At 70.0% G+C, this 25,160-nt stretch carries 22 protein-coding genes and 1 tRNA gene; 9 read left to right on the forward strand and 14 right to left on the reverse strand.

All coding sequences use genetic code 11. From position 1 onward, the window contains the following. The first annotated feature begins 57 nt into the window (after positions 1-57). Entirely contained in the window at positions 58-3,318 is a 3,261-nt protein-coding gene (locus BLR95_RS08830) for a PAS domain-containing sensor histidine kinase (protein WP_143130968.1), read from the forward strand. On the opposite strand, the gene BLR95_RS15775 is transcribed toward BLR95_RS08830, so the two are convergent. After that, on the reverse strand, positions 3,305-3,520 hold the full coding sequence (locus BLR95_RS15775) for a hypothetical protein (RefSeq protein WP_092618574.1): 216 nt from the start codon (positions 3,518-3,520) through the stop codon (positions 3,305-3,307). The genes BLR95_RS08830 and BLR95_RS15775 overlap by 14 nt on opposite strands. A 102-nt stretch (positions 3,521-3,622) precedes the next feature. After that, positions 3,623-4,099, reverse strand: a complete 477-nt coding sequence (locus tag BLR95_RS15780) for a TetR/AcrR family transcriptional regulator (RefSeq protein WP_176787747.1) — start codon at positions 4,097-4,099, stop codon at positions 3,623-3,625. A 243-nt stretch (positions 4,100-4,342) separates the two neighbouring features. Here BLR95_RS15780 and BLR95_RS08845 point away from each other — a divergent pair, with 243 nt between their 5' ends. After that, on the forward strand, positions 4,343-5,536 hold the full coding sequence (locus BLR95_RS08845; protein WP_092618577.1) for a DNA polymerase IV: 1,194 nt from the start codon (positions 4,343-4,345) through the stop codon (positions 5,534-5,536). Next, the gene (locus tag BLR95_RS08850; protein WP_092618580.1) at positions 5,533-6,507 is read left to right on the forward strand and encodes a DMT family transporter; all 975 of its coding nucleotides are present in this window, start codon (positions 5,533-5,535) and stop codon (positions 6,505-6,507) included. Before BLR95_RS08845 ends, BLR95_RS08850 begins: the two co-directional genes overlap by 4 nt. Here BLR95_RS08850 and BLR95_RS08855 read toward each other — a convergent pair. The 8 genes from BLR95_RS08855 to BLR95_RS08890 all read right to left on the reverse strand — a co-directional run bounded on the left by BLR95_RS08855 (position 6,482) and on the right by BLR95_RS08890 (position 16,567). Beyond that, positions 6,482-9,229: a PAS domain-containing sensor histidine kinase gene (locus tag BLR95_RS08855; RefSeq protein WP_092618583.1), complete on the reverse strand. Its 2,748-nt coding sequence runs from the start codon at positions 9,227-9,229 to the stop codon at positions 6,482-6,484. The two genes, BLR95_RS08850 and BLR95_RS08855, sit on opposite strands and share 26 nt — an antisense overlap. Positions 9,230-9,561: 332 nt before the next feature. Further along, positions 9,562-10,224 (reverse strand): pentapeptide repeat-containing protein, encoded by a 663-nt coding sequence (locus BLR95_RS08860; protein WP_092618586.1) that lies wholly within the window; start codon positions 10,222-10,224, stop codon positions 9,562-9,564. A 144-nt stretch (positions 10,225-10,368) separates the two neighbouring features. Further along, positions 10,369-11,763, reverse strand: coding sequence for a phosphonate ABC transporter, permease protein PhnE (phnE, locus tag BLR95_RS08865; protein WP_092618589.1), 1,395 nt, complete (start codon positions 11,761-11,763; stop codon positions 10,369-10,371). Further along, on the reverse strand, positions 11,760-12,629 hold the full coding sequence (gene phnE, locus BLR95_RS08870) for a phosphonate ABC transporter, permease protein PhnE (protein ID WP_092618592.1): 870 nt from the start codon (positions 12,627-12,629) through the stop codon (positions 11,760-11,762). The genes phnE (BLR95_RS08865) and phnE (BLR95_RS08870) overlap by 4 nt, the downstream gene beginning before the upstream one ends. A gap of 85 nt (positions 12,630-12,714) precedes the next feature. After that, positions 12,715-13,638 (reverse strand): phosphonate ABC transporter substrate-binding protein, encoded by a 924-nt coding sequence (gene phnD / locus BLR95_RS08875; RefSeq protein WP_092618595.1) that lies wholly within the window; start codon positions 13,636-13,638, stop codon positions 12,715-12,717. Between the two features lie 114 nt (positions 13,639-13,752). Continuing rightward, positions 13,753-14,595: a phosphonate ABC transporter ATP-binding protein gene (gene phnC, locus BLR95_RS08880; protein ID WP_092618598.1), complete on the reverse strand. Its 843-nt coding sequence runs from the start codon at positions 14,593-14,595 to the stop codon at positions 13,753-13,755. Positions 14,596-14,960: 365 nt separating this feature from the next. Next, the gene (locus BLR95_RS08885) at positions 14,961-15,683 is read right to left on the reverse strand and encodes a class I SAM-dependent methyltransferase (protein WP_176787749.1); all 723 of its coding nucleotides are present in this window, start codon (positions 15,681-15,683) and stop codon (positions 14,961-14,963) included. A 38-nt stretch (positions 15,684-15,721) separates the two neighbouring features. Further along, positions 15,722-16,567 (reverse strand): hypothetical protein, encoded by an 846-nt coding sequence (locus BLR95_RS08890; RefSeq protein WP_092618604.1) that lies wholly within the window; start codon positions 16,565-16,567, stop codon positions 15,722-15,724. A 291-nt stretch (positions 16,568-16,858) separates the two neighbouring features. Between BLR95_RS08890 and BLR95_RS08895 the strand changes: the two genes are divergently transcribed. The 3 genes from BLR95_RS08895 to BLR95_RS08905 all read left to right on the forward strand — a co-directional run bounded on the left by BLR95_RS08895 (position 16,859) and on the right by BLR95_RS08905 (position 19,081). Beyond that, on the forward strand, positions 16,859-17,488 hold the full coding sequence (locus BLR95_RS08895; RefSeq protein WP_092618607.1) for a hypothetical protein: 630 nt from the start codon (positions 16,859-16,861) through the stop codon (positions 17,486-17,488). A gap of 313 nt (positions 17,489-17,801) precedes the next feature. Next, the gene (locus BLR95_RS08900; RefSeq protein WP_092618610.1) at positions 17,802-18,617 is read left to right on the forward strand and encodes a ParA family protein; all 816 of its coding nucleotides are present in this window, start codon (positions 17,802-17,804) and stop codon (positions 18,615-18,617) included. Then, on the forward strand, positions 18,614-19,081 hold the full coding sequence (locus BLR95_RS08905) for a hypothetical protein (RefSeq protein ID WP_092618613.1): 468 nt from the start codon (positions 18,614-18,616) through the stop codon (positions 19,079-19,081). The genes BLR95_RS08900 and BLR95_RS08905 overlap by 4 nt, the downstream gene beginning before the upstream one ends. Positions 19,082-19,176: 95 nt before the next feature. Here the strand turns inward: BLR95_RS08905 and gmk are convergent, their stop codons facing one another. Together gmk and BLR95_RS08915 are read right to left on the reverse strand one after the other, a co-directional pair. Continuing rightward, on the reverse strand, positions 19,177-19,815 hold the full coding sequence (gene gmk / locus BLR95_RS08910; protein ID WP_092618616.1) for a guanylate kinase: 639 nt from the start codon (positions 19,813-19,815) through the stop codon (positions 19,177-19,179). Positions 19,816-19,824: 9 nt separating this feature from the next. Further along, on the reverse strand, positions 19,825-20,727 hold the full coding sequence (locus BLR95_RS08915) for a YicC/YloC family endoribonuclease (RefSeq protein ID WP_245689394.1): 903 nt from the start codon (positions 20,725-20,727) through the stop codon (positions 19,825-19,827). A 136-nt stretch (positions 20,728-20,863) separates the two neighbouring features. Between BLR95_RS08915 and BLR95_RS08920 the strand changes: the two genes are divergently transcribed. Beyond that, positions 20,864-21,634, forward strand: a complete 771-nt coding sequence (locus BLR95_RS08920; RefSeq protein ID WP_092618619.1) for an SDR family NAD(P)-dependent oxidoreductase — start codon at positions 20,864-20,866, stop codon at positions 21,632-21,634. Positions 21,635-21,851: 217 nt separating this feature from the next. On the opposite strand, the gene BLR95_RS08925 is transcribed toward BLR95_RS08920, so the two are convergent. Then, entirely contained in the window at positions 21,852-22,697 is an 846-nt protein-coding gene (locus BLR95_RS08925) for a mechanosensitive ion channel family protein (protein WP_218119522.1), read from the reverse strand. Between the two features lie 239 nt (positions 22,698-22,936). Between BLR95_RS08925 and BLR95_RS08930 the strand changes: the two genes are divergently transcribed. Both BLR95_RS08930 and BLR95_RS08935 read left to right on the forward strand, forming a co-directional pair. Then, positions 22,937-23,380: a bacteriohemerythrin gene (locus BLR95_RS08930; protein ID WP_092618622.1), complete on the forward strand. Its 444-nt coding sequence runs from the start codon at positions 22,937-22,939 to the stop codon at positions 23,378-23,380. Between the two features lie 244 nt (positions 23,381-23,624). Continuing rightward, a complete protein-coding gene (locus tag BLR95_RS08935) occupies positions 23,625-24,761 on the forward strand; it encodes a histidine kinase dimerization/phospho-acceptor domain-containing protein (protein WP_092618625.1) in 1,137 nt (378 codons plus the stop codon). 74 nt (positions 24,762-24,835) lie between these two features. Here BLR95_RS08935 and BLR95_RS08940 read toward each other — a convergent pair. Then, positions 24,836-24,911: transfer RNA gene (locus tag BLR95_RS08940), tRNA-Glu, on the reverse strand. Between the last annotated feature and the right edge of the window lie 249 nt (positions 24,912-25,160).

Consider the following 25,160-nt stretch of genomic DNA (forward strand, 5'->3'; position numbering starts at 1 on the left):
GGGCCGGTGCGACCGGGGGCTCGCCCCGGTCAACGGCCCAGGCGGCGGATTGTCGCCGTGCTGCTGGCGGTCGCCGCCGCCGGGATCGTGGTGGCGACTCTGTTGGCCGAGGTGGCGCACCGGCTCTCGGGCCGGGGGGGTGGCGCGGGATCGTCGCTCCTGGAATCGTCGCTCCTGGAATCGTCGCTCCTGGAACTGGCGCAGATCGGCCTGCTGCTGGCGGCGGTTCTCGTCCTGCTTGCCCTGGTCATCCACTCGACGTGGCGCGAGGCGGTGGCGTCGCGCCGTCTGCTCACCCGGCAGGCCGCCCTGGAGGCACTGACCGGCGGCGCCCCGTTGAGCGGGATGCTGGCCACCGTGATGCGCGCCATCGAGGCGGCGCGGCCCGATCTGCCCTGTGCCGTCCTGGTGCGCGAGCCGGGCGGCGCGACGACCACCCTGGCCAGTACCCCCGGCCTGCCCGACGACTACGTGGCGCGGCTGATCGACCTCGCCGCCGAGCCGGGCGAGGGCGTGGTCATCGCCGATGCCCGCCGCGAGGCGCTGCCGGAGGACTTGCGGACCGTGGCACGGCGGGCCGGCATGCGCGCCATCTGGGTCGGGCCGGTCATCGATGCCGCCGGCGAGGCGCTGGGCCACGTTGTTCTTCAGCGTCGCCGACCCGGCCGGCCGGGCCGGCGCGACATCGAGCACCTCATCGAGTCGACCCGCCTCGTTCGTCTGGTCCTCGACCATTGGCGGAGCGAGGAAAAGATGCGCCAACAGACCCACATCCTGGCCCTGGGCCAGGAGTTGGCGCAGATGGGGTCGTTCGTCTTCGATCCGGTGTCCGGCGCGGTGGAGACGTCGGGGAACTGGCGGGCCCATCTTGGTTTCGACGCCGACACGCCGCTGACCGTCGACGACATCTTCGCCCTCATCCCGCTGGAGGATCACCCCCTGCTGTGGGCGGCTGACGAAAAGCACCGCCGCGGCGAGCCGGCGGTGATCGATCACAGAAACATCCAGCGGCACACCGGCAAGGTGCTGCATGTCCGTTCGTGCGGGGTGCAACTGACCGATGAGCAGGGCCGGCCGGGCAAGATCGTCGGCTCGGTCCAGGACGTCACCGACCTGAAGCAGGTCACCCTGGCGCTGAAGGCCAGCGAGGCCCGCTTCCGGGACCTGTTCGAGGCCACGCCCCTGAAGCTGGCGGTGTGGCGGCTGGCCCGCGATGATTTCGTGCTGGAGTCGATCAACCGGGCATCGGTGGCGTTTGGCGGGACACGGATCATCGACCTGATCGGCATTCCGTTGTCCGAATTCTACGCCGACCAGCCGTGGATGTGCGAGCTGGTGCGCGGCTGCCACGAAAAAGGCGAGGGGGTCCAGGTCGAGCGTCTCTATCGCTTCCGTTCGACCGGCGAGGCGCGCCACCTCAACCTGAAATTCGCCCCCCTGCCACCGGACACGGTGCTGGTCATCGCCGAGGACATCGATGCGCGCATCCGCACCGAACACCGCCTGCGCGAAACCGCCGAGCGGCTGACCGAGGCCGAGGTGTTGGCCGGCATCGGGGCCTGGGAGTGGGACGTGCGGCCCGATGTCTGGAGCTTTTCCGACAACTGGTGCCGCCTGCATGGCGTCGAAACGCCGCCGCGCACCACCGAGGCACTGTTGACACTGGTCTTTCCGGACGATCTGGACAAGGTGGAGAGCGCCCTGGACAGCGCCCTGGAAGGCGGTGCGTGCGAGGTCACCCACCGCGTGGTCGATCCAGGGAGTGGCGCCATCCGGGTGATGAAGATGCGCGGCACGCCGGTGCTGGATGACGCCGGGCAGGTGATCCGGGTGCGCGGCATGGTGCTCGACATCACCGCCCGCGAGCGCGACGAGAAGGCCTTGCGGGAAACCACCGAGCTGATGGTCGCCGGCCAGCGCCTGGGCCGCATGGGCTCGTTCGAGTACGATCTGAACAGCGGTCAGTGGTCGCTGTCGGAAACCTGGCAGGAATTGTCCGGCTGGAGCCCGCCGCCAGCCACCACCGAGGAGTTGCTGACCTGGATTCATCCCGACGACCAGGAGACGGTCCGGGCCGGTTTCCAGGCCATGCTGCGCGGCGAGAACCGGCGCCTGGAGCATCGCGTGATCCACGTCAAGAGTGGCGAGACGCTGCAACTGCGCAGCTTCGGCATGCTGATCCACGACGATCACGGCCGCCCCGCGCGGCTGCGTGGTCTGGTCCAGGACGTGACCGAGGAGAAACGCCGCGAGGCCCACCTGGCCGACAACCTGATGCGCCTCGCCATGGCCCAGCAGATCGCCCGCATCGGCAGTGCCAGCGTCGATCCGCGCCGCCGGCGCTCGGAATGGTCGGCGGAAATGTACCGCATCTTCGAGCGCGACCCGGCGCTCGGCCCGCCGTGCCTGGGCGATCATGCCGATCTCTACGCGCCCCGGGATTACGCCGCCCTGCGGGACGCCTTCGACGCCGCCATCAAGCAGGGCACGCCGTTCGACCTTACCTTTCCGCTGCACATGCCCGGCGGGCGCACCAAGTGGGTCCATGTCCTGGGCCGCCCGGCGAGCCGTCGCGGCCCGGCCGGGCATGTCGTCCACGCCACCGTGCAGGACATCACCGAGCGCAAGCGGGCCGAGGAGTTCCGCGAGGACATGGAGCGCATCATGCGCCACGACCTGCGCAGTCCCATCGCCGCCACCAGTGCCGGCATCAACATCCTGCGCATGGCCGACACCCTGACCGACGACCAGCGCCAGACCCTGGACATGATGGAACTGTCCACCCGGCGCCAGTTGTCCCTGCTCGACCTGTCGATGGCCCTGTACCGAATGGAGGCGGGCACCTTCGATCCGGCCAGCGAGGCGGTCGATCTGGGTGCCGTGCTGGGCGAGGTGCGCGGCGAATTGGCCCATCTGGCCGGAAACTCCGCGGCGACAGTGCGCCTTGAGGCGCGCGGCCGACCGGTCGCCGTGGGCGATCCGTGGCTGTGTCGCACCCTGTTCACCAACCTTGTGCGCAATGCCATCGAGGCCTTGCCGGGGCCGGGGCTGGCGGTGACCATTGACCTGGCCAGTGAAGCCGGCCGGGCCGTGGTGCGCATCACCAATCCGGGCGAGGTGCCGCCCGCCATCCGCGACCGATTCTTCGAAAAGTACGCCACCAGCGGCAAGGCCGGGGGCACCGGGCTGGGCACCTACTCGGCCCGCCTGATGGCCCGCGCCCAGGGCGGGGCGCTGGAGTTGGACACCAGCACCCCCGGGCAGACCACCCTGACCGTCACCCTGCCCCTGGCCGATGCTGCCGTCAGCCCTGCCTGAGGTCGGTCGGGCGCATCCCGGGCGCCTGCGCCGTGGCCGATTCGCAGGCCCGGTAGCGGGCTTCCACGACCAGACGGGCGCGCTCGGCGCGGACCGCGATTGCCGCCTCGTCGAGTGGTGGCAGGGTGCCGATGACGCGGCGGATCTGCAGATCGCCGATCAGCAGGCTGACATAGAGCCGAGAGCGAAAAATCGGAACCACTTGGTGGTTCCTGGTTTTTCGCTCTCGGCTCTATACTGAAAATGGAGAGCAGATCGTGCGAAATCTGAAGTGCCCTGCGATTCACATTTCGCACGATCTGCTCTAGAATTCGGCCGCCTCGCCGGGCACCGGACAGTGCCAGTGGCCGGCTTCGTGGGCCTTGGCGAACAGGTGCCAGAGCAGGGGCACGATGTGCTCGCGTCCCGACTGGGCAATGGTCCGCCCGAGGGCGCCGCTGTCGCTGGCGTCGACGGCGGCGGCCCGGTTCAGGGCCACCGCCCGCTCGCCGGTGACCAGCCGCAGCAGGGCCGGGCCGAGGTCGCGCAGGGCTTGGCTGGGAGTGCTGTTGCCGTCCAGGTGGGCCTCCAGAATGCGGGCCCCGGCGCGGGCGTTGTCCTCGACCATCGCCTGGAACAGCCCGCTCTTGGAGCCGAACCAGCCGCGCAGGGTTTCCTCGGTCACGTTGGCCCGCCGGGCGACCGCCGCCAGCGAGGTGGCGGCGTACCCGTTCTCGGCCAGCACGGCATAGGCGGTTTCGATCAGCTCCTGGCGGTGCAGCAGGGTAACGGTATGGTGCATGGGCGGGGCCGGGGAGAGGGGGCCGGGGGGCGGACGGGCGGGGGCGGTTGGAACCGCTCCATTATGCAGCTTCCGGCCCGGGTATGCAGCTTCCGGCCCAGGCCGGGAGGGAAAAATCGACCCCGCGTCGGGCTTGCGCGAACCGGCCCTGGCGGCGCCCTGGCGCAGGATGCGATGGAGCCGTCGACGCGGCGTTGGTTTCCCGGGTCCAATCGCGCCGCGTCCGGGTTTACACTCGCCGCCATGCCCAGCCTGTGCCGCGACTGCCTGCATCATGACGCCACCCCTTTCCCCGACGCCTGTCCGCGCTGCGGCGGCCGGCGGCTGGTCGCGCACGATGAGCTGGAGACACTGAGCATCGCCCATGTCGACTGCGATTCCTTCTATGCCTCGGTGGAAAAGCGCGATCGCCCGGAACTGGCCGACAAACCGCTGATCGTCGGCCATGCCGGCGGCCGGGGGGTGGCCACCACCGCCTGCTACATCGCCCGCCGCTATGGCGCCCGCTCGGCGATGCCCATGTACAAGTGCCTGGAGTTGTGTCCGCACGCCGTGGTCCTCCCGCCCGACATGCCCAAGTACCGCCGGGTGGCCGAGGAAATCCGCGCCATCTTCGCCGCCGTCACCGACTGCGTCGAGCCGGTCAGCGTCGACGAGGCCTACCTCGACATGGCCCCGGAGCACCGCCGGGGCGACGCCGGGGCCGCCGTGCTGCTGGCCGACGTGGCGCTGCGCGTCGAGCAGGAGATCGGGCTGACCGTCTCGGTCGGCCTGGGGCCCAACAAGTTCCTGGCCAAGCTGGCCAGCGACATGAACAAGCCGCGCGGCTTCACGGTGATCGGCCAGGCCGAGGCCCGGTCCGTCCTCGCCCCGCTGCCGGTCGAGCGCATCCATGGCGTCGGCCGCGCCCTGGCGGGGCGCCTGACCGCCCAGGGGTGGACCACCATCGGCCACCTGCAGGCGCTGGGCGAGATGGAGCTGACCCTGCGCCACGGCAAGCTGGGGCGGCGGCTGTACCACTACGCGCGCGGCCTGGACGAACGCCGGGTGACGCCGGTGCGTCCGGCCAAGAGTGTGAGCAAGGAAACCACCTTCCGGCGCGATCTCCACCGGCTGGCCGACCTGGAGGCCGAGTTGGCCGGCCTGACCGACAGCCTGGCCGGGGCCCTGGCCCGCAAGGAGGTGGCCGGGCTGACCGTGGTCCTCAAGCTGAAGACCTCGGGCTTTCGCACCCTGACCCGCAACCGCCGGCTGCCCGAGGCGACCCGGCGGGCCGAGGTGATCCTGGCCGCCGCCCGCCTGCTGCTGGCCCGCGAGTTGGCCGACAGCCCGGGCGACAGCTATCGGCTGATCGGCGTCGGGCTGGCCGACCTGTGCCCGGCCGAGCAGGCCGACCCGCCCGACCTGTTCGCCCCGGGCGGGGAGGGACGACCATGAGCCCGGCCCCGCCACGCCCCCCGGACACGCCCGCCGCGCCGCCGCCGCGGGCCCGGCTGATCGCCTTCCTGGCCCTGGTCACCGGCGCCGCGCTGGTCGGGGCCTCGCCGCTGTTCGTGCGGGCCAGCGAGATCGGCCCGGCGGCCACCGCCTTCCACCGCGCCTTCCTGGCCCTGCCGCTGCTGTTCCTGGTGCTTGCGCTGAACCGTGCCCGGGGGCGCCGCCCCGGGGTGCCCCGTCTGGACATCAAGGCGGCGCGCGGCATGGCCCTGGCCGGCATGTTCTTCGCCGGCGATCTGGCCTTCTGGCATCTGGCCATCCTCGGCACCACGGTGGCCAACGCCACCCTGTTCGCCACCCTGGCCCCGATCTGGGTGACCCTGTTCCTGGTCCTGGTGGTGCGGGTGCGGCTGGCGGCGCGCTACCTGTTGGGGGTCGGGCTGGCGGTGGCCGGCGGCGGCCTGCTGGTCGCCGACAGCCTGACCGTGCGCCCGGAGAACCTGGTCGGCGACGCCCACGGGCTGATCACCGGCATGTTCCTCGGCGCCTACATGCTGAGTGTCGGGCGGCTCAGGGGGCGGGGCTTTTCGACCCTGGCCATCATGAGCCTGGGCACCCTGAGCACCGCCCTGTTCCTGCTGCCGCCGGCCCTGCTGCTGGAGGACCAGTTGTTTCCCCGCAGCGTGGAAGGTTGGGCGATCCTGGTCGGGCTGGCGTGGTCGGCTCAGGCCCTGGGCCAGGGGCTGGTCGCCTTCTCGCTGGCCTATCTGCCGATCGGCTTTTCGGCCACCACCATGATCCTCGAGGCGGTGTTCGCCGCCCTCCTTGCCTGGGTCCTGCTCGGCGAGGCGTTGGGGCCGTGGCAGGCGGCCGGCGCGCTGGCGGTGCTGGCCGGGCTGCTGTTGGCCCGGCGCGGCGAGGGGGCCGCGCCGCGCCCGGACCGGGTCAGGCGGCCGGGAAGCGGACCGTGAAGGTGCTGCCCTGGCCCGGGGTGCTGTCCACGCCGACCGTGCCGCCGTGCAGGTCCATCAGCGCGTGGACCAGGGCGAGGCCCAGCCCGCTGCCCTCGATATGGCGCTTCTCGGCCTCGGCGGCGCGGCTGAAGGGCTGGAACAGCCGTGCCTGGTCGGCCGCGGAAATGCCGATTCCGGTGTCGCGAACCTGGATCACCACGCCCCCCTCGGGGTCGGCCTGGGCGCTGATGTCGATCCGGCCACCGGGAGGGGTGAACTTGATGGCGTTGGACAGCAGGTTGACCAGCACCTGGCGCACCGCCAGCCCATCGGCGATCAGCGGCGGCAGCGTGGGGTCGAGGTGTACGTCAAGCGCCAGGCCGGCCTCGCTGGCCCGCTGGGCCAGCAGGTGCACGACGGCCCGCACCAGTTCGGCCACGTCCTGTTGGTGCGGTGCCAGCTCGCGTCGTCCGGCTTCGATCTTGGCCAGATCCATCAGGCCGTCGATCAACTCGACCAGATGGTGGCCGCTGCGGTGGATGTCGGCGGCGTACTGGCGGTAGGTGGGGTTCTCCAGGGGGCCCAGGATGCCCTTTTCCATCATCTCGGAAAAGCCGAGGATGCTGTTCAGCGGGGTGCGCAACTCGTGGCTCATGGTGGCCAGGAAGCGAGACTTGGCCTGGCTGCCTTGCTCGGCCTGCTGGCGCGCCTCCTGCTGGGCCAGTTCCCAGCGCTTGCGGGCATCGATGTCGGTGGCCACGCCGAGCAGGCGGGCGACGCTGCCATTGGCGTTCCAGGCCACCGGCCTGGCGTGGTCCCATATCCACAGCCAGCGGCCGTCCCGATGGCGCATGCGGTACTCGATCTTGATCCCGGACGATGACGTCAGGGCCTTGTAGATCTCGGCTTCGACCTTCGGCAGGTCCTCCGGGTGGACCATCTCCCGCCAGGTCTCGAAGGTCGCCGGGAAGGAATCGGGGGGATAGCCGAGCAGGGTATACAGGCGGGGTGTCCATTCCACCGTGCCGCTGGCCAGATCGAGGTCCCAGATGCCATCCTCGGCCACCTCCAGGGCGAGGCGCAGCTTTTCCTCGCTGCGCGTCAGGGCCGCCTCGGTCTGCTTGATGTGGGTGATGTCCTGGATGGTGCCATGCACCACGTGGCCGGCCGGTCCGGGGTCGGCCTCCGGTTCGCCGATGGCCCGCACCCACCCGAGCGGCCGGTCGGGCAGGCTGAGTTGCAGGGTGATGGCGTAGGGGGTGCCGTCGCGGATGGCCGCGCCGATGGCCTCGGTCAGACGGGCATGGTCGGCCGGCGCGAACACCGTGGCCGAGGTCTCGACACTCAGCGGGGGGCCTTCGGGGTCTTGACCGAGAATCCGATAGACCTGATCCGACCAGGTGGTTTTGCCGCTCGCCGGGTCGACCGACCAGTTGCCGATGGCGGCGATGCGCTGGGCCCGCTCCAGATCGGCCACCGCCTGGGCCAGGGCGCGCCGGGCCTCGACCTGATCGCTGACGTCACGCGCCACCTCGACCACGCCCAGCATCTGACCCGCCTCGTCACGCATGGGGAAGGCGCTCAGGGCCCAATGGCGGTCGTCCGGGGTGGTCTGCTCGCCGTGGGTTTCCTGGCCGGTGCGGAAAGTCTCGACCACCGGGCAGGACTGGCACGGCCGGTCGCTGCCAAACCAGATGTCGTGGCAGATGCGGCCGACCAGCGTGCCGGGATCAAGCTCGGCGTGGTTGGCCAGCGCCAGGTTGGTCCAGGTGATCCTGAGGTCGGGGCCGGTGTAGTAGGAAATGACGTCGGTGATGCTGGACAGCACCAGGCGTTTTTCCCGCTCGCTGTCGCGCAACGCCTGCTCGGCCGCCTTGCGCCCGGAGATGTCGGTGCTGGTGCCGATCAGCCGCCGTGGCCGCTCGTCGCGCCATTCGACCACCGCGCCGCGCACTTCCACCCACAGCCAGCCACCCTCGGCGGTGCGGTGGCGCAACTCGATGGTGAAGGCACCGTCGTTGGCGATCTGTCGGCTCATGTCTTGCCACTGGGTCGCCGCGTCATCGGGGTGCAGCAGGTCGAGCCAGGCGTCGTAGTCGAGCCGCCGCCGCCCGGGCGGATGGCCGAGCATGGTGAAGAACTGCTCGTCCACCTCCAGCCGGCCGGCCTTGGGGTCCAGCTCCCAGGTCCCCAGGTTCAGGTTGCGGGCGACCATGCGATGGCGCCGTTCCAGCCGGTCCAGTTCCTCCTCCTGGCGCACCTGCTCGGTGATATCGAGGATCAGGCCGTGCCACAGCACGCTGTCGTCGGACAGAAGTTCGGGCTGCGCGCGCCCCTCCACATGGATCAGGCCGCGCCTCGGGTGGTTGACCCGGTAGCGCTGGTGCCAGGTGGTCAGGGTGCGCGCCGACTGGAGGATGGTCTCCATGATCCGGTCGATGTCGTCCGGGTGCAGCACCTCGGCCACCGGCAGGGCGCTGTCGCGCACGGCGGTGGGGTGCAGGCCGTAGATGTCGCGCAACCCCTCGGTGGCGAAGGGGAAGGCCGAGCGCCCGTCGGGCCACAGGCGGTACTGATACAGCACCCCGGGCAGCAGGGCGGCCATGCGGGTCAGTCGGTCCTCGGCCGCCTGGCCCTCGGCTCCCGCCGTCGGATCGGACCGGGTGTCCGGGTCGGCCCTTCCCGGACCGTCCGGCTGGCCAGCGGACGGATGGCGAGGATCCTGGAAGTCGGTCGGCATGAGGGGTGGGGATCCAGACGCGGGGTCAAAGGACGAGTCTACCCGGCCGCGAAGAGCACGCAAGGTGATTCACCCCCGCCTGCGCGCCTCCAACTGGCTGGCGAGAGAGCGGATCGCGGTCACTCCACACTCGCGGCGCGCTTCGGGTTATTGGGGAAACCCATCCAGATCAGAGAGTTGGTACGGCTTCATGCGCCGCTTCCGGTTTGCTTGGCGGGTCAGGATCTGGGGGCCAAATCCGCGGGGAGGGTGCTTTTTCCGCAGCCTGCTAATTGCCTGGATCGGTTCTGAACCAAACAATCAGGACCGCCCGCCGGGCCGGACGCTTTGCCTCAGGCGGTGATGTTCAGCCGCGCGGTGGCGCTGTCGGGCAGGCCGTAGGGGTTGCCGCGCACCCCCTGGGGCAGCTGGTCCGGGCCGATGCCCTCGGCGCCGGTGAAGTCGGCGCCGCTCAGGCGCGCCCCGGTGAAATCGGCGCCGTTGACGTCGGCCCCCCGGAAATCGGCCCCGGTCAGGTTGGCGCCGGTGAAGCTGGCGCCGGCCACGTTGCCGTTGGTGAAGCGGGCGCCGCCCAGGTTCTGGCCGGTGAAGTCGGCTCCACCCAGGTCCTGGCCGCTGAAGTTGCTGGTTCCGCCAAGGCGCCGGAAGAAGTCGCTGATCCGCTCGGCGAGGGCGGTGAAGCCGTCGCTGGCGATGTCGGCGAAGGCGTTGCCGCGCGGCTGGAACCTGGCTTCGCCACTGCCGGCATTGGCCTCCCGGCCGGCCGGGGTCTCCTCTTGCGGGCCGCTGGCGTCGTCGGCCAGCCGCTGGCGGGCCTCGGCGCTCAGGGTGATGCGGTCGGTTGGCGAATCGGCCGGGCGCGGCGCGGTGGCGTTGGCCACGTCGGCCGGGGCGGTGCCCGGGAAGCCGCCGCCGGCAAGGGCCCGCCCGCCCGAGACACCGTAGGCCCGGGAAGCGGTATAGGGGTCGATGCTGGCAACGGCGCTGAGGGCCATGGGACGATCCTCCCCCACGGGTGCGGGGACCCTACCGATGGCGACAGGCGGGACCTCTCCCGCTCGACCTCAAAATATAATCGGTCGGCGCGTGGTATGCCAGATGTCGGTTCAGTGACGGCCGTCACAGGGGGGCGCCGTCTGTCAGGGGGCGCCGCTGGCCCCCTGGATCAGCCGCCGGCGCAGCCAACTGGACAGGGCATCCATGGTCATCACCACCATCACCGTCAGGATGATGATGTAGAGGGTGTTCTCCCAGTCGCGCGAGGTGCGCATGGTCTCGACCAGCACCAGGCCGATGCCGCCGGCCCCCAGGGCGCCGATCACCGTCGCCGAGCGGGTGTTGGATTCGAGGTAATAAAGGCCCTGGGAGACGAACACCGGCAGGATCTGCGGGATCACCCCGAAGCGGGTGCGCTGGAAGAAGTTGGCACCGGTCGATTGCACCCCTTCCTCCTGCTTGCGGTCGATGTTCTCCAGGGCCTCGGAGAACAGCTTGCCCAGCGTGCCGGTGTCGGTGAAGGCGATGGCCAGGGCGCCGGTCAAGGGCCCCAGCCCGAAGGCGCGGATGAAGATCAGCGACCAGATCAGCATGTCGATGCCGCGCAAAAAGTCGAACAGGCGGCGCAGGAAAAAGCGGATCGGGCCGATCTTGTTGAAGGTCCGGGCGGCCAGGAAGGCCAGCGGCAGGCCGACCAGGGCGGCGGTGAAGGTGCCCAGCACGGCCATCAGGATGGTCTCGAACAGGGCCACCGCGATCACCCCGTGCTGCCATTCGGGGTTGTCCCAGAAGGTCTTGAGGATCAGTTGCCAGTTGGGCAGGGCGGGGTCAAGCCGCGGCTCGACGGTGACCAGGGCGGCCAGGGCGGCCGGCGACATGCCGTGCAGCGGGGAACGGAAGGGGAAGAAGAAGTTCTCCCAGCCCAGGAAATAGCGGTGGACCTCGATCTTCGAGCGGGTCACCTGGACCCGTCGGCCGATCGTCGGCCGGGCATCGAACTTGATCAGAAGGTCGCTGGTCGGGTGCCGGGCGTGGCGGATCCAGTCGGGCACCGGGCCCTCGGGCAGGTCGGCCAGCACCTCGCCGCCCTCGATCCACACCCGGATGGTGCCGTAGTCGGGCACGGTCAGGGTGGTCACGTCGCCGTCGATGGTTGCCCGATAGCCGCCGCCCAGGTCGATGTCGACGTGGCGGCCTTCGGGGTCGGCCCGCACCCAGGCGGGATAGGGGCGGTCGGGCTGCTGGCCATAGGTGGCGGTGCGCTCGCCCTCGATGGCCACCTCGAAGTCGCCCTGGCGGCGCAGGCCCTTGGTGATGTGCACCTTGTGGGCCACCGCGTCGGTGCCCAGCAGGACCGCCCGTTCCGGCTCGGCGTTGGCGATCAGGCCGGAGATGTCGAAGGCGGTCCAGGCGTAGGTCAGATAGACCAGCACGGCGAGCAACCCGCCCACGGTGATCATCCAGCCGCGCCGCACATGGCGGACGGTGTGCGCATGGCGGGCCAGCAGCTCGGCGGCCTCGAAGGTGGTGGCGCTCATGCCGCGGCTCCCTTCAGGCGCTGCCAGGGCAGGGCGCCGTCGCCGGCCAGGGCGCGGCGCAGATAGGCCGAGGTCTGGTCGATGATCATGATGGAGACGAACAGCAACAGCAGCAGGGCGGCGGTCTCGTGCCCGCTGCCCCAGCCGATCGACCGGCGCAGCTCGGCACCCAGGCCGCCGGCGCCGACAAAGCCGAGGATGGCCGAGGCGCGCACGTTGATCTCGAAGCGCAGCAGGAAATAGCTGGTGTAATTGGGCAGCACCTGGGGCAGCACGGCAAAGCGCATGCGCTGCATCCAATTGGCGCCGGCCGCCTCGAGGCCCTCGATGGGCTGACGGCTGACGTTCTCGTTGACCTCCGAGAACAGCTTGCCCAGCGCGCCGACGGTGTGCACCGCCACGGCGATCATCGCCGGCACCGAGCTGGCCCCCAGCACGAAGATCAGGAACAGGGCCAGGATCAGCTCGGGGAAGGTGCGCATGATGTCCATGCTTCGGCGCACCACCGGGATCAGCGGCGGCCAGACATCCAGGTTGCGGGTGCTTAAGAAAGCCAGGACCACGGCCAGGGCGCCGCCCAGCAGGGTGGCGGTGGCGGCGATGTTGAGGGTGTCGATCAGCGCCGGGATGAACTCCCAGACGATGACGAAGAATTCTCCCCCACGGTCCCAGGCCGCCGCGACGATGTCCTGCGGGTAGTCGAAGAACTTTCGAAGGCCCTGGATGAACCCCCCGGAGTTCATGCTCTCGGCCTGGGCGTAGCCGGAAACCAGGATCAGGGCGACCACCACGATGGTCAGCGCGGAATACAAACGGCGGCGGCGTTCCAGCGCCACCACGGTCTGGTGCAGGTGGGGATCGACCATCGGGGAGTTCCACCGGGGCAGGGGCTGACATCAATCAGGGGGGCGTGCGGCGCCCCCCTGATCGCGGTTCGGAAAGCGGACGGCCTTACTGGGCCATCTTCTTGCGGCGCGCCTCGACGACGCTGACGTAGGCCTCGTGGGTGACCGGGGCGATGCCCTTGATCTCGCCGGCCATCACGCTGTAGGCGCACTCGGCGTCCATCGAGGTCAGGCTGGCCATCAGGCCGGTGACCATCAGCTTGGTGTACTCCGGCAGGGCCTTGCGCAGCACCCAGGGGCCTTCCGGGATGATCTTCGAGCGCCAGATCTCGACCAGCTCGGTCATGTCGACCAGGCCGGCGTCGACGGACTTGCGGAAGGCGCCGCTGTTGAAGCCGTCTTCCCAGGCGCCCAGGCCGTCGGCCCAGCTCACGCCGGCATCGTAGTCGCCGTTGTAGACGCCGACGATGGTCTGCTCATGGCCGCCGGAGAAGACGATGTCGCCGAAGTATTCGCCCTTGTCCATCGAGTAGCCGGCGGCCGGGATCTCGATCGAGGGGATCAGGAAGCCCGAGGTGGAGTTGGGATCACCGAAGGCGAAGACCTTGCCCTTCATGTCGTCGAGCGAGGTGATGCCGCTGTCGGCGCGGGCGAAGCCGATGGAGTAGTAGCCGTAGGAGCCGTCGGTGTTGACCTTGACCAGCACCGGCTCGACGATCTCGGGGTCCTGCAGGTAGGTCTTGGCATAGCCCGAGGCGCCGAGCCAGGCCAGATCCAGGTTGCCGCCGATCAGGCCCTCGATGACGCCGTTGTAGTCGGCCGGGGCGTAGACCTTGGTCGGCACGCCGAGCAGGGCCTCGACCTTGGTGCGCAGGCACTCGTTGCTGCGCAGGCGGTCGGACTGGTTCTCGCCGCCCAGCACGCCGATGCGGAACTCGTCGATGGTGTCGGCGGCGCGGGCCGGCTCGGCGGCCGAGAACAGGAACGCCGAGGCGGCAACCGCGGCGGTGAAGACGGTGGTGAACTTCATGGCTGTCAGGCTCCGTGAAAGGGAAGGGAGGAGGACGCTGGGCAGGGTGTGAAGGCGATCAAGGCAAGGTCAGGATCAAGGCAAGGTCAGGCGGGCCCCGTTGTTGCTTTTGGTTCAGGTGCCCACGCGGACCGCTTGCAGGGCGGGCGCGGGTTGGGGCGCGGTCGCCTCGGGGGCGGGGACCGCCCCGGGCAGGGAGGTGGAGGTGAGGGACTCGTCGAAGGCCTGCTCGGCCCCGTAGATCTCGCGCGCCATCTCGGGGGTGAGGGCTTCGGCCGGGCCATCGAAGACCATTTCGCCGGCCCGCATGCCGATCACCCGGTCGCAGTAGGTGCGGGCCGTGTCCAGGGTGTGCAGGTTGCAGATCACGGTCAGGCCGTCCCGTTCGTGGATCTGGCGCAGCGCGTCCATGACCACCTGGGCGCTCATCGGGTCGAGCGAGGCGATCGGCTCGTCGGCCAGCACCATGCGCGGTTCCTGGGTCAGGGCGCGGGCGATGGCGACCCGCTGCTGCTGGCCGCCGGAAAGGTCCTCGGCCCGCTTCAGGGCCTGATCGACGATGCCCAGGCGCTCCAGGGCGTGAAGGGCGCGGGCGATGTCGTCGGCGCCGAACATCTTGAGCAGGCTGGCGGCGGTGGAATGGCGGTTCAGCCGGCCCAGCATGACGTTGGTCAGTACATCAAGGCGGGGAACCAGGTTGAACTGCTGGAAGATCATCGCGCAGTCGCGCTGCCAGTCGCGCCGCGCCCGCCCTTTCAGGGTCAGGATGTCGCGCCCGTCGACCATGACCCGGCCCGAGGTGGCCGGCGTCAGATGGTTGATCATGCGCAGAAGGGTCGACTTGCCGGCCCCGGAGCGGCCGATGATGCCGATCATCTGCGGGCTGTCGACGGTGAAGCTGATGTCCTGCACGGCAACCGTGCTGCCGAATTCCTTGCGCAGCGCTTCAACCCGCATGCGTGCTGATCCCCCAGGGTTGATGGAAGGCGGGGCGTGGATGCCGGGCGGGCGGAACCAGGCCCCCGTGCAGGGAGTCCAAGGCCGTGCGACAGGGTGCCCCCCTGTTTTCGCGGTTCGCCGCGATCCGGTGTGCCGGGCGGTGGAAGGTGCGCGCCAGGGTGTGCCGACCGGGATGCGTTCGAACCGGGAGGGACGCTAGCAAAGGGCTGGAAAGAAATAAACCGCCATGGCTGGCGGGAGGTCAGGATTAATCCTGCTGTAACAAAGCGCCGTCTGGAAAAATCTCGAGGCGATGAAATACCAAAGAAATAATTACAGCTTTATTACGGCCCTGTACTGAATGGTTGTGGTCGTGCCGGGGGTCATTTGGTTCCCGGCGCCCCCAGCCGGGCGAACAGATGCACCTCCATCGGCTGGTCGAAATGGTGGCTGCCGTCCTCCGGATCGACCCGGCCCAGGCGCTGGAAGGCCGTCTCCTGGTCGCTGCCCAGGCGCTCGAAGGTGGCCGCCCGCCCGGCGTCGATGCCGGTCATGTCGGTGCGGTAGGTGGGGTAGTCCTTGTAGCGCACGCTGTGCAGATACTGGCGGCGCGACAGCAGGCGCCAGGAGGGGGCGCCCAGGCGGTCCAGGGCCTGGCGGGCCAGGGCGCGCACCTCGGCCTCGTCGTCGATCGGCCGGTTCAGCTCGTAGCAGGCGCCCTCGGCCATCGGCTCGCAGACAAACAGCCGGCCGTCGGGGCGCAGCGCCCGGGCCGCCTCGGCCAGGGCGGCGTCCATGGCCTTGGGCGCGACATGGTGCAGGCTGTTGAAGAAGACCACCACGTCCTGGCTGGCGGCGTCCACCGGCAGCGCCTCGGCCGGCGCCTTGAGGTAGGTTTCGGTGCCCACGGTGTCGTACTGGGCGGCCCGTTCGAGCTGGCGGTCGCTGACCTCAAGGCCGATCACCCGGGCCCCGTGGCGGCTCATCAGGCGGCTCAGGTGGCCGGCCCCGCAGCCGACGTCGAGCACCTGGGCGCCGTCCAGGTCGAGCATCTCGTGCAGGACATCGCTGTTCTTGCGGCGGGGCAGGGGGGCATCGGCGGACATCGGCGGGGAATCCATCAAGGTAGGGGGGCGGATCAGGGTCAGAAGAAGTCGGGGCGTTCCGGGCGGTAGGTCAGCTTGTGGGCCCGCTCGTAGGCGACGATGAACTGCATCAGGTCGCGCTTGCGGGCCATCGCCGCCGAAACCAGGGCCGGGGTGGCCGGCGAGCCCGACTTGCCGGTGTCCTCATCGACCATCTGGCGGATGCGTTCCAGGAAGGCCTTCTGGTTCAGGGCCTCGATCACATCGGCGATGTAGTTCAGGAAGCCAGCCAGGCGGACCTTGCGGCGCGGCGGGTCGGGGTGGTGCACCGACAAGGCGAACGAGCCGGTGCGCCCGCCGTGGCGATCCAGCACCGCCCCCCGGTGGTACTCCTTGAACGGGGTGACCACCGCCGCCGTCTGACTGTCGTGCTGGATGACCAGATCGTCGGTCGGCCCGATCAGGGTCCGGGTGGCCCCGCGCAACAGGGTTTCGTCGATCTCGGCGCCGCGGGCCAGGCGCTCGATCTCGTCGATGGTGGTGTCCTCCCGACTGGTGAACACGCGCCGGCCATTCCGGTGAATGGAAACCCAGCCCTCGGGGTTGTGGAGGCGTTCGTAGTCGGACACCCGGTGAAGCCACAACTCGTTCCAGTCGACCGGCTGTTCGCGGCGGAAACTGCCGGAATCGCGGCGGAACTGGTCGAGCACCACGGCCGTCAGGCGCAGCGTGGCGGCGATGTTCTGGCCGCGCACCACCACCTGTTCGCGGATGCCGTCGCGTTCCAGGGTCATGGCAATGCGGTTCGAGCGCACAACCAGGGCGGCTTCACTGGCACCCGAGTCGCCGAAACGATGAACGGTGCTTTTCTCGCGATACAGGGTCAGGGGTTCGACCGGGGCCATGCAAGCGGCGTCCGCGCGGCGGGATCAGGGGAGACGGTTGGCGGCTGGCCAGGGGATGGGGTGGGCCGCGCCTTCCCGGGCATCATGGCGGCAGAGCGGATAAATGTCCATGCCTGCGCCGGGGCGCCGACTCGGCGGCCGGGGCGGTTCCGCTTGTCTCGAGGCGATGGAAGGGAGCGGAAATGAGGCGTGACAAGGGGTCCCCGGCGGCGCATACTCCGGCCGGGGTTCCGGCATTGTTCTTTATATGGGGCGTCCGGGCCGTCTGCCAGACAAAGCGGATCCAAGAGCATGGTCAGTGTCCTCAGCCTCGCGCCGCCGTTCATCTACATCGACGTCCAGCAGGGGCGCGACCTGGGGATCGGGGTGTCGCTGATGCCCTATGACAGCCTTGCCGTGGCCGAGGCCGGCGGTCCGCCGAGCGGCCTGTCCGAACCGGCCATGGCGGCGCTCGAAGCCCCCGGCGGCGGGGCGCGGGCGGTGCGCGACGGCCTGGGCGCGGCGGCCTTTGCCGGCTACTTCCGCTTTGCCCTGGTGCGTCATCCGCTGGCCGCCGTGCATGACGCCTATCTGGCCGACTGCGAGGCCGCCGAGCGGCTGCCCTCGCGCCAGGGGCTGGCGGCCTTCCTGGCCGCCCTGGCCGCCGATCCTGAGGCGGCGCGCCGTCGGGTCGGCCAGTTGCGGGCCCTTGAGGATGGCGCCGGCGGCCTGCTGGTCGACGATCTGGTGCGCCTGGAAAACCTGGACGCCGATCTGGCGCGCATTGCCGCGCGGCTGGGCCTGTCCGATGCGCCAAGGGCCCTGGAACGGCCCGATCCCGACGCCTGGAGAGGGGCCTTCCCGGCCGACCTGATCGCTCCGACCAGTGCATGGCTGGCCCTCGAGATCGAGGCACTGGGCTACGGCGCGGTGGCGGTCTGACACCCGCCCGCCCGGCCGAGTCCCGGACCGGGACCGGAGGGCTCGAGGCCTGGTTGGCCGGGTGGGTTGCCATCGGGTCTGCGCACGGCGACGAGAGCCTCTGGGGGCATTCCGGAAAGCGCGCTTTTCTGCCGCTGCATGTAAACAATAAGATAAAATTTTACCCAAAACAAGTCGAGTGATGGCAATCACTTCGCTTGATCTTGCCTGCATCTAGTATCGCCCAATGAAACCCGGGCCTGTCCGGGACGACTCCGCCGTCCGGTGGGGCCGGTCGGGCCGCTCCGCAACTCCCGATCCGTGGAGAGCAACCATGCGCGTCATCGTCATTGCCTCGCAGAAGGGCGGCTCCGGCAAGACCACCCTGTCCGGTCATCTGGCGGTCCAGGCCGAGGCCGCCGGCGCCGGTCCGGTCGCCATCATCGATACCGACCCCCAGGGCTCGCTGGCCGAGTGGTGGAACGCCCGCCAGAGCACCAGCCCCTACTTCGCCCGGGCCACCCTGGACGAGTTGGAGGAAGACCTGACGGCGCTCGCCGCGCTGGGCACCAAGCTGGCCATCATCGACACCCCGCCGGCCATCACCAAGGCCATCCAGCAGGTGGTCCACTGCGCCGACATGGTGATCGTGCCGATCCGCCCCAGCCCGCATGACCTGCGCGCCGCGGCGGCGACGGTGGAACTGGTCGAGGACATCGAACGGCCGTTCGTCTTTGTCGTCAACGGCGCCACGGCGCGGGCCAAGATCACCGGCGACACCGCGGTCACCCTCAGCCAGTACGGCACCGTGGCCCCGGTCACCCTGCACCAGCGGGTCGATTTCGCGACCAGCATGATCGACGGCCGCACGGTGATGGAAACGGCGCCGGAGTCGCGCTCGGCCACCGAGATGACCCAGCTATGGGACTACGTCGGCATCAAGCTCGACAAGGCGGTGCAGCGCCACGGCCGGGCCCTGGACACGCCGGGGCCGGGCGTGCCGCTGGCCGCCGGCAGCGAGGCGCCGGCCCCCCAGGCCACCCCGCGGGTGCCTCACATCCCGCTCAACACCACCGCCGGACGGGGTGAAGGCCGGCTGCGTCCGCACACCACCTTCGGCCGCCGCAGCTACGAGGAGGGCCGGGCATGAGACTGCACGACGACTCCGACGAAGGCCGCGACTCCCCGGCCGCGCCCGCCAACGGCAAGGCGGCCCGCCTGATGCGCCTGCTGGCCCAGAAGGGCGAGGCCGCGCCGGCCGTCACCCCGGTGCGCCAGTTGCGCGACCCGGCCCGCTTCGCCGGCCTGCGCCTGACCCCCGAGCCGGCCACGCTGACCGCCCTGGCGCCCCATCCGGTGACCGGCGGCGAGGCCGCCCACGGCCATTCCCCGGGCATGCCGACCCCCAACCCCTTGACCCTGGGCCGGCTGGGGCTGAAGCCGCCGGTTGCCGCCCGGGTGCCGGTCACCGTGCGGCTGGCGGTCGAGGACTATCATCAGCTGAAAACGGTGGCCCGGGAGCGTGGCACCACCATGCAGGCCATCGCCAGCGCCGCCGTGCGCGAGCGCCTGGAGGCCGAGGACGAGATCCCGCGCGCCTGCCACATGTGCTGATCCCGCCGGAAGGCGGACGCCCTTTTCACAAAGGGGCCCGGTGACACCTGTCGCCGGGCCCTTCTGCTTGGCCTCGGGGCTGGCGGCCGCCGGCCCTATTCCTCGGCCTGACGCATGGTGTTGACGAAGCGGGCCAGCCCGGGGCGGCGTTTGCGGCGCAGCCGCTCGGCGGTCAGGATGGCGGCCACCTCGGCGATGCTCTGCTCCAGGTCCTGGTTGACCACGATGTAGTGGTAGTCGCTCCAGTGGCTCATCTCGTCGGCCGCCTTGGCCATGCGGCGGGCGATCACCTCGGCCGAATCCTGGGCCCGCGTGGTCAGCCGGCGGGCCAGCTCGTCGGCCGAGGGGGGCAGGATGAAGACGGTCACCAGATCGTCCTCGGCCCGGCCCTTGAGCTGCTGGGCGCCCTGCCAGTCGATGTCGAACAGCACGTCCTTGCCGGCCGCCAGGGCCGCCTCAACCGGCTGGCGCGGGGTGCCGTAGTGGTGGTCGAAGACCCGGGCGTGCTCGAGCAGGCCATCCTCGGCGACCAGCCGCTGATAGGCGGCCTCGTCGATGAAATGATAGTCGCGGCCGTCCACCTCGCCGGGGCGCGGCGGGCGGGTGGTCACCGAGACCGACATCTCAAGGGCCGGCTCGCGGGCCAGCAGGGCGCGGGCGATGGAGGTCTTGCCGGCCCCGGAGGGCGAGGACAGCACCAGCATCAGGCCGCGCCGGTCGAGGGGATCGCTCATGGGTCGGGACTACTCCACGTTCTGGACCTGCTCGCGCAACTGGTCGATGGTCGCCTTCATGTCCATGCCGAGGCGGGTCAGGGCGACATCGGCCGATTTGGAGCACAGGGTGTTGGCCTCGCGGTTGAACTCCTGGCACAGGAAGTCGAGCCGCCGGCCCTTGGGGCCCTCGTCGGCCAGCAGGTCGCGGGCCTGGGCGATGTGCGCCTTCAGGCGGTCCAACTCCTCGCGCACGTCGGCCCGGGTGGCCAGCAGGGCGGCCTCCTGGGCCAGCCGCTCTTCCGACAGCGCCGGGCTGGCCTCCAGCAATTCGGCCACCTGCTTGGCCAGCCGCGCCTTCAGGGCGGCCGGCTGGGTGGCGGCCAGGGCCTCGGCGCGGGCGGTCAGGTCGGCGATCAGGTCGAGCTGGCCGGTCATCGTCTCGGCGAGGCGGGCGCCTTCCTCGCGGCGCGCCGCCTCGAGCCGGTTGAGGGTCTCGCCCAGGGTGCCGAGCACGGCTGATTCCCGGGCCTGGCGATGGGTGTCGGCGTCCGGGTCGTCGATCGCCTCCAGCACCCCCTTCATGGCCAACAGACCATCGACCCGGGCCGGCGCCAGGCCGCTGCCCGACAGCGCCCGGGCGTGTCCGGCGGCGGCCACCAGTTGGGTCAGCAGCGGCTCGTTGATGCGGTAGGTGGGCGGGCGCTCGGGGCGGTGCACGGTCAGCACGGCGTTGACGTTGCCGCGCTTGATGCGCCGCCCGATGGCCTGACGGGCCGGCACCTCGATGGCCTCGAAGCCGCCCGGCACCTTCAGGCGCACGTCGAGCCCCTTGCCGTTGACGCTGCGCACCTCCCACACCCAGGACACCGCGCCCTCGCCGGGGGCGGCGCCAACGGCGCGGGCAAAACCGGTCATGCTGAGGGTGTTCACGGGGACGGCGGCTCCGGGGGTTGGCGGTGATACCCTGGGGTTATAGCGGTGTGCTTCGGGGCGCGGCAACCTTGGCGCGGTGCCGTCGTCCTGGGATAGGCTGGAGGAGGCCCCGCCCCCTTTCAGGAGAACGCCCATGCCCCGCCGTCCGCCGCCCCGTTCCGTGCTCATCACCGGCGCCTCCTCGGGGATCGGCGCCGCCCTGGCCGAGGCCCTGGCCGGGCCCGGGGTGCGTCTGGCCCTGGGCGGCCGCGATGCCGCCCGGCTGGCCGAGGTGGCCGAACGGGTGCGGGCGCGCGGCGGCGAGCCGGTGGTGCGCGAGATCGAGGTGACCGAGCCGGAGGCCATGGCCGCCTGGATCGCCGAGGCCGAGGCGGCGCGGCCGCTCGACATGGTGATCGCCAACGCCGGGGTCTCCGGCGGCACCGCCGGGGCCGGGGAGAGTGCCGCGCAGACCCGGCGCCTGTTCGCCGTCAACGTGGACGGGGTGCTCAACACCGTGCTGCCGGTCCTTGAGCCCATGCGGGCCCGCCGGGCCGGTCAGATCGTCCTGGTCAGCTCGCTGGCCGGCTGGCGCGGGGTGGCCGGCGCCCCCGCCTACAGCGCCACCAAGGCGGCGGTGAAGGCCTGGGGCGAGGGCCTGCGCGGCTGGCTGGCCGCCGACGGGGTGGGGGTGAGCGTGGTCATGCCGGGTTTCGTGGAAAGCCGCATGACGGCGGTCAACGACTTCCCCATGCCCCTTCTGATGCCGGCCGGGCGGGCGGCGGCGATCATTGTCGAGGGGCTGGCCCGGGATAAGGGGCGCATTGCCTTCCCCTGGCCCCTGGCGGCGGCCGCCTGGTTTGCCGCCGCCCTGCCCGAGGCGGTCGTCGGCCCGCTGATGCGCCGGCTGCCGAGGAAGGGGTGAGGGGAGACCTCTGCCAAAGCCCGACCGCCGCCGGCAACGCGCCGCTTCTCAGAGGGAATCCCGGGCGATCCAGACCGGATCGCGTCGACCACGTGCGGTGGCATCGATGCGCCGAATGCCGCCCGGGCGGCGATCACGGCCTCCCCTGGCGGGCTGACGTCCACCCCGGCCCTCGCCTGGGCCGGGCCAGGGAAACCACATCGACGCCCGCCGGCTCTCAGGCCGAGTCGGGCTTCTGAGGTACCAGATGCACCTCGCGCTGGGGGAAGGGAATGGTGATGCCGGCATCGTCCAGCGATTCCTTCACCGCCCGGGTCATGGCCCACTTCAGGGCCCAGTAGTCGGTCGCCTTGACCCACACCCGGGCCTGGATGTTGACCGAACTGTCGCCCAAATCGGTGACCATGGTCTGCGGCGCCGGGTCGCCGAGGACGCGGCTGTCGGCCTGGGCCACCCGCAGCAGCACCTCCAGCGCCTGGCCGATGTCGTCGCTGTAGGAGATGCCCACCGGGATGCCCAACCGCCGCGTCGGGTTGGTCGAGTAGTTGGTGATCGCCTTGTTCCACAGCTCGCCGTTGGGCACCGTGATCTGCACATTGTCGGGCGTCGCCAGCTCGGTCAGGAACAGCGACAGCGACTTGACGGTGCCGGACAGAGAGCCCGCCTGGATGTAGTCACCCACCTTGTAGGGCCTGAACAGCAGCAGCATCACGCCGGCGGCGACGTTGGACAAGGTGCCCTGAAGGGCAAGGCCGATGGCCAGGCCGGCGGCGCCGAGGACGGCGACGAAGCTGGTGGTCTTGACCCCGAATTCGTCGAAAACGGCGACCACCGTGATGGCCAGAACCAGATAGCGGACCAGGCTGGCGAAGAAGGGCTTCAGGGTGTCGTCGAGCTTCTTGAAGCGCGACAGCGCCTTTTCCGTGGCCCGGGAGAGCCAGCGAGAGAGGGCCCAGCCGACGATCAGAATGAGGATCGCGCCGATCACCGATAGGCCGTAGGTGACCACCATCTCCTGGGCGACCGCGAGCCCGGCGTCGAAGTGGAGCAGCGTTTCATCCATTGGCATGCCTCGTTGCTTGATCGGGGAAGGGGGGTGACGTTGGCAGAATATGCCCGGATGTCCCCCGGTCAATGGACGGTGGGTGCGCCAAGGCCAAGGGCGGCGCGGGGCCGGGAGCCTCGGGGATGGTCTCGCCCGTGCCGGGGTGCTAACCTGCTGCAGGGCAACGCTGGCGTGTGATTCGCTGGCATCGTCGGGGGAGCCGCGGTTTGCTCCCGTCGTCCGGCTGGAGGGGCGTCATGGACCGGATGCAGTGGAAGAAATGGTTCGAGGTCGGCCACGACGCCATCGACTTCGAGCACAAGATCTTCTTCAGCCTGATCCACAAGCTGCAATCCCTGATCGAGGTCACCGGCGAGGCCGAGGCGGCCCGCCGGGTGCTGGATGAAACCTACAAGTACGCCGATTTTCACTTCACCAGTGAAGAGAACATCATGCTCGAATCCGAGTATCCGGATTTCGAGCGTCATCATGAGCTGCATCAGGCCCTGTTGCGTCGCCTGCGCCGCAGTATCGATGACATGGACGGCGGCCTCGTCGCCGGACCGGAGGTGGTGAGCTTCCTGTTCTACTGGTTTGTCGAGCACACCGTTGCCGAGGACCTGAAGATCGCCACCCATCTGAAGGAACGCCACCTGCAACAGTTCTTCGAAGCATCTCCGCCGGGGGGAGAGGTGTCGTAGCGGCCTGGCTGCCGGGCCGGACGTCTTGGGCATGTCGCGTGCTTTGTGAAACACCCAATTGGCTGGCTTTTCCCCTGGCCGCCCCCATCTCATAATGATGGCGCCAATTCGGCATGGGCTGGGGGCGGTCTCCTCGGGCGGCCCGCCGGGGCGACCTTGTGAGCGACCTTGTGAGCGACCTTGTGAGCGACCTTGCGGGAGACGGTACGACGCTCCCACCCTGCCTTGAGCCTTGAGGGCTGACATGGAAGAGCTTCCCATCCCCCTCGCGACCCTGGAGGATGTGGCCATCCAGGGCTACGACTCCGAGCGCCGGGTGTTCTACTGGAACGAGGCGAGCCGCCTTCTTTATGGCTACAGCCGCGACGAGGCGCTGGGGCGGCGCCTGGAGGACTTGATCATCCCTGAGGCCATGGTCGAGGCGGTGAGCGGCGAGATCGACCTGTGGCTGGCCGGTGGTCCGCCGCCGACCGGCGGTCGGATCGGGTTGCGACACAAGAACGGCGGCACCGTCCTGGTGCACTCCAACCACCTGTCGCTGCGCGACGCGACGGACACGCCGCGCCTCTTCTGCATCGATATTCCGCTCAACACGCAGGAGCGGCTGGAGGCGACCCTGTCCGATCTGGCCGCCGCCGCGCCGGTCGGCGACGAGGGGCAGGGGCGCTCGAGCCTGGACGGCAGCTTCCTGGCCACCCTGTCGCACGAGGTGCGCACGCCGCTCAACGCCATCCTCGGCTTCAGCGAGCTTCTGGCCCAGCGGCTGGCGCCCGACGGCGCGGACGAGGTGGCGGCGGACTATTCCAGCAGCATCCGCAACGCCGGGGTCGAGCTGACCCGGGTGCTGGAACAGAGCCTGGCCTTGCTCGGCACCGCCCCGGTGGTGTTGCAGCCGCAGCCGCGCGTGGTGCCGGTGCAGGATGTGCTGGTCGAGGTCGCGGCCGTGCTGTTGGCCACCTGTCCAAGCCGCGACGATCTGATCTCGGTGGATCGGGTGGCCGACGATCTGCGGGTGATGGCCGATCCCTTCCTGGTCAAGCACGGGCTGTCGGCGCTGGCCCGCTTCGCGCTGGCCAATGCCCCGGCCGGCCAGCCGGTGGTGCTGACGGCGCAGGCTCGAAGCGGGGCCAGCGACATGGTACTGCTGTGCGTCGAGGATGCCGGCCCGCCGCTGCCCGACCCGCTGCGCCTGCAACTGCTGTCCGGACATGCCATCGGTGTCGATCCCTATCGCGCCGAGAACCAGTCGGCGCTGTTTCATCTGTCGATCGTACAGCGCATCGCCATCGCCACGGGCGCCCTGCTCAGCTTCGAGCGCACCGACGCGGGCGCCAACCGGGCGGTGCTCGGCCTGCACCGGGCCGGCCCGCCGGCGGCCTGAAGGGCGGGGCGGCGCCAGCAAACCCCGGGCACGAAAAAGCCGCCCTTGGGGGGCGGCTGGGTCGTGAACGGCACTGGTGACCCCTACGGGACTCGAACCCGTGTCTTCACCGTGAAAGGGTGATGTCCTAGGCCACTAGACGAAGGGGTCACGTCGGGGCCGCCGGGAGCACAAGGCGCGGCGGGCTGGCCGGAGGCCCGTGTCTACCCGGAACCGGGCGGCAAATCAACACCCGAAATCGCGCCCCTCCCAGCATTGTGGATGGGCTTGCCGGGGGCCGGCGGGTTCCGTAAGACGGGCGCCGTTCCCTAGAGCAGATCGTGCGAAATGTGAATCGCGGAGCGCTTCAGATTTCGCACGATCTGCTCTCGATTTCAGGTGTAGAGCCGATCTGAGCGA

It is taken from the genome of Roseospirillum parvum (assembly GCF_900100455.1).
Lineage (GTDB): Bacteria > Pseudomonadota > Alphaproteobacteria > Rhodospirillales > Rhodospirillaceae > Roseospirillum > Roseospirillum parvum.